A 4,228-nucleotide genomic window follows, 5' to 3' on the forward strand; every position below is an offset into this window, starting at 1 on the left:
GCCCCGCGCCCGCGGCCGCGCCCCCCCAACGGCGTGTCCGGTGCCGGACGGGCGCCGGGCTCCGGTCAGCCCAGCAGGAGCGACCTGAGCACCAGTCCGGTCGCGGGCTTGGGGCCGAAGGAGGTCGACTTCCGGGGCATGGTGACGCCCTGTTCGGCGAGCCTGCGCACGACCCGCTCCTCGACGGGGTGGAGCAGGACCGCCGTGCCGCCGGTCCGCGCGGCCTCCTGCTCGGCCGCCGCGGCGGCGTGCAGATAGCCGATGTGGTCGGGGGCGTCGGGGATGCGCCAGGTGTGCTCGAACAGGGTCTCGTGCAGCACCGTGGCGTCCAGCCGCCGCCACTCCTCCGGCCGGTCGGACCGCACGGTGGCCTCGATCAGCGCCTCGTCCGGGTCGGTGACCAGGTGGTACGTCCCGTCGCCGCCGGTCAGCAGGTAGGCGTTGCCGCCGTCCCGCTTGGCCTCGCCGAGGGCCCGCAGCGCGGTGTCGAGCGGCCCGGGCACCTCCTTCACCCGCCACTGCGGTCCGAGGGCGGCGAGCGCGTCCGCGACCGGCAGCCGGTACAGCACCCGGTGGATCGCGCGGACCTTGAGCGGGTACCGGGCGGTGTCGACCAGCAGGACCAGCCCGCGGTCCCACGGGCTGCGCGGCAGGTGCCGGTGCTCGCGCTGGAGGCGCAGGTACATCTCCCAGCGGTGGTGGCCGTCGGCGATCAGCGCCCGGCAGGTGGCCAGGTCGCGGGTGACGTCGGCGAGCTCGGCGGGGTCGGTGACCGCCCAGAGCCGGTGGTCGGTGCCGTCGCTGGTGGTGGTCGCGAGCAGCGGTTCGCGCGCGGCCGCGCGCTCGATCACCGCCGCGGCACCGCCGCTGCCGCGGTAGGTGAGCAGCAGCGGTTCGAGGTTGGCCCGGGTGGTGCGCATCAGGCCGACCCGGTCGGCGACCGGCCGCGGCATGACGTCCTCGTGCGGCAGGACGACGCCGGCCTCCGGTCCGCTGACCGCGAGGGCGCCGATCAGGCCGCGCTGCACCGTCCCGCCGCCGGGCTCGTGGGTGCGCTGCTCGTAGACGTAGAGCGCGGGCACCGGGTCGGGCGCCAGGACGCCCTGCGCCTGCCACTGGGCGAGCAGCCGGGCAGCGTGCCGGTAGCGGGTGTCCCGGTCGGGCCGGTCGCCGCCGTCCCCCGGTTCGGGCCGCGGCAGGGTGAGCCGGACGACGTTGTACGGGTCCGCGGTCTCCAGGTCCAGGCGGCGGCCGGGGTCGACGACGTCGTACGGCGGGGAGGTGACCGCGGCGAGGGTGCCGACCCGGTCGGGGACGTACCGCAGGCCTCGGAACGGTGACAGGGACAGGCCCGCGGTCGCGACGTGCCCGGGATCGCCGGGGCCGCCCGCCGGAGCCCCGGCTCCGCTGTCTGCACTGGGTGGACTCATTCTGGGCATGTTAATCGCGTGGCCGGTGTTGGGAGATCGATCGGAGTCGCAGTGCTCGGTGCCGTCACCGGATCGGGCCGTGGACGGGAGCGAGGTGGGCGATGAGCAGCGGGCAGGAACGGCTGGAGGGGACCGGGGACGCGGGAGCCCCGGACGGGGACGTGTACGACTGGTTCCGGCGCGGGGTGCAGCTGCTGGACCAGCGGCATCCGGCGGCCGCGGTGCAGCTGCTGGCGCGGGCGGCGGCGGCCGAGCCGCACTCGCGGTCGATCCGTGAGGCGCTGGCCAGGGCCGAGTTCGACGCCGGCCGGTACGCGGAGGCGCTGGCGGACTTCCGGGCCGTGGCGCTGGCGGATCCGTCCGACGACTACGCTCAGTTCGGGTGGGGCGTGGCGGCGGCCAGGCTCGGCGACTTCGAGTCGTCGGCCGAGCACCTCGCGCTCGCGGTCGCGATGCGGCCGGACAACGACCACTACCGGGCCGCGCTGCGGCAGACCCGGGCGACCCTGGCCGCCCGGGCGGGCGCCTTCGGACCGCTGCGGCCGGGCGCGCCCGGGTACCTGGCACCGCCGGAGACCCCCGACGACCGGCCCTGAGCGGCCGCCGGCCCGGACCGGGCCGGCACCCCCGGCGGGCCCGGCCGGGGCACGGCCGACCACGGCAGCACGACGACGCGTACGACGACGAGGAAGAGCACACGATGACGGACACCCCGACCGGCCCGGCACGCACCGCACCCGGGGGCTGCGCACGCCCGCTGAGCGAGGCGTACGACACCGCGCTGCTGGACCTCGACGGTGTGGTGTACGCCGGTGCGCACGCGGTGGAGCACGCGGTCGAGTCGCTGGCGGCGGCCCGGGAGGCGGGCCTGCGGCTCGCGTACGTCACCAACAACGCCTCCCGGCCGCCGCAGGTGGTGGCCGCGCACCTGACCGAGCTGGGTGTGCCGGCGGAGGCCGGTGACGTGATCAACTCGGCGCAGGCGGCCGCGCGGCTGCTGGCGGACAAGCTGCCGGCCGGGTCGAAGGTGCTGGTCGTGGGCGGTGCCGGGCTGGAGGAGGCGCTGGCCGAGCGGGGTCTGGTGGCCGTCCGCTCGATGGCCGAGCAGCCGGTGGCCGTGGTCCAGGGCTTCGACCCGTCGGTGGGCTGGCAGCACCTGGCGGAGGCCTCGTACGCGGTGGCGGCGGGGCTGCCCTGGGTGGCGTCCAACACGGACCTGACGGTGCCGACCGGGCGGGGGATCGCGCCGGGAAACGGTTCGCTGGTCGCGGCGGTGCGGGCGGCCACCGGCACGGAGCCGGAGGTCGCGGGCAAGCCGCTGCCGCCGATGCACCGGGAGACGGTGATCCGCACGGGTGCGAAGCGTCCGCTGGTGGTCGGCGACCGGCTGGACACCGACATCGAGGGCGCGTTCAACGGCGGCGTGGACAGCCTGCTGGTGTTCACCGGCATCGCCACCCCGGCGCAGCTGCTGTCGGCGCCGGCGGAGCACCGGCCGACCTACCTGGCGCCGGACCTGCGGGGCCTGCTGTCCGCGCAGCCCGAGGTGGTGGCGGCCGACGGCGGCCACGCATGTGGCGGGTGGACGGCGCGGGCCGCGGACGGCGTGCTGCAGCTGACCGGGGCGGGCGACCGCTACGACGGCCTGCGGGCGCTCTGCGCGGCGGCGTGGACGGCGCTGGACGCGGACGGTACGCCGGCCGACGGCCGCAAGGCGCTGGCCGAGCTGGGGTTCTAGCAGCCGCCGGGCGGGCCACGGGTCCGCCGGGCCACGAGGCAGGTCTCCGGGGCCGGCGGGCGGCTCAGAGCAGGGTGCGCAGCCTCAGCAGGTCGCGGAAGCCGGCCTCCAGCCGCACCCGGCCGGAGGCCCAGGCCGAGGCGAAGCCGAGCCGGCCGCCGACCATGGCGACCAGGTCGTCGCCGGCCATCGTCAGGCGGATGTCGGCCTTGGTGGCCGGCGGTCCCGGCTGCTCGACGATGTCGGTGATCCGGCCTCCCCGGAGCCGCCCGGTGAAGGTCAGGTCGAGGTCGGTCAGGTGGCAGCTCACCGAGCGGTCCAGCGCCGCGGCCTTGGCGGCGTCGCCCTGCGCACCGGCCAGATTGCGGCCGAACTGCTCCAGTGCCTCGCGGCACTCCTCCGTGCTGGCCATCGCGGATCCGCTCCCGTTCCCGTCGTCCGGCGCAGGTCGGCCGGGCGCCCCACGCTAACCCAGCGCGGCCCGGGCGGGGACGGCCGTGCGCGGCGGCGCTGCGGTCTCTGGGCCGGGTGGCCGCGAGGTGCAGCGGCGCGGGGGCGGTACGGGGTAGCGTCAGCAGCGGAGTCCGGGCAAGCGGAGGAGGCGTTCGGATGCTGCGTGATGCGGTGCGGGGTGTGGTGGCGATTGCGGCCACGATCGCGGAGGAGGCGGGCCGGAGGGTGGCCGGGACGGCGGCGGAGCTGCTGGAGCGCACCGGCGTCGACGTCTCCGCGGTGGAACGGAAGGTCGCCGAGTACGTCCCGCCGTCGGCGCGCTCGCTCCAGATGCTCGCCGGGGAGGCCGTGACGGTCGGCCGTGCCGGGATCGACCTCGCGGTCGGGGTGGCCCGGGGCGAGGCGGAGCGGCTCTTCGAGACCGTCGGCGACCAGGCGGTGAAGCTGGGCGTGGTGCTCGGCTACATCGAGGGCAAGCTCCGTGACGTGGACGCCGAGCCGTCGGAGGGCGCCCGGCCGGCCGCGGACGGCCGAAGGCCCGCCGGCCGTGAGCCGCGGGCCGAGGGCCTGTTCACCGCCGGGTGGGACGACGAGGACGTGGCGGGCC

General features: G+C 76.9%; 4 protein-coding genes and 1 pseudogene. 3 read left to right on the plus strand and 2 right to left on the minus strand.

Features of this window, described 5'->3' with window-relative positions:
• Positions 1 to 65: 65 nt before the first annotated feature.
• Complete coding sequence (locus ACFV0G_RS36160; RefSeq protein ID WP_380557077.1) at positions 66 to 1,430, minus strand: DUF1015 family protein; 1,365 nt, start codon at positions 1,428 to 1,430, stop codon at positions 66 to 68.
• Positions 1,431 to 1,531: 101 nt separating this feature from the next.
• Here ACFV0G_RS36160 and ACFV0G_RS36165 point away from each other — a divergent pair, with 101 nt between their 5' ends.
• Entirely contained in the window at positions 1,532 to 2,026 is a 495-nt protein-coding gene (locus ACFV0G_RS36165) for a tetratricopeptide repeat protein (protein WP_380557079.1), read from the plus strand.
• Between the two features lie 104 nt (positions 2,027 to 2,130).
• Positions 2,131 to 3,168, plus strand: a complete 1,038-nt coding sequence (locus tag ACFV0G_RS36170) for an HAD-IIA family hydrolase (RefSeq protein WP_380557081.1) — start codon at positions 2,131 to 2,133, stop codon at positions 3,166 to 3,168.
• Positions 3,169 to 3,232: 64 nt separating this feature from the next.
• Here ACFV0G_RS36170 and ACFV0G_RS36175 read toward each other — a convergent pair whose 3' ends face one another.
• On the minus strand, positions 3,233 to 3,580 hold the full coding sequence (locus ACFV0G_RS36175) for an SCP2 sterol-binding domain-containing protein (protein ID WP_380557083.1): 348 nt from the start codon (positions 3,578 to 3,580) through the stop codon (positions 3,233 to 3,235).
• Between the two features lie 197 nt (positions 3,581 to 3,777).
• Between ACFV0G_RS36175 and ACFV0G_RS36180 the strand changes: the two are divergent.
• Positions 3,778 to 4,228 (plus strand): annotated as a pseudogene (locus ACFV0G_RS36180) (hypothetical protein); the annotation flags it as partial.

The sequence above is a fragment of the Kitasatospora sp. NPDC059571 genome (assembly GCF_042735675.1).
Taxonomy (GTDB): Bacteria; Actinomycetota; Actinomycetes; order Streptomycetales; family Streptomycetaceae; genus Kitasatospora.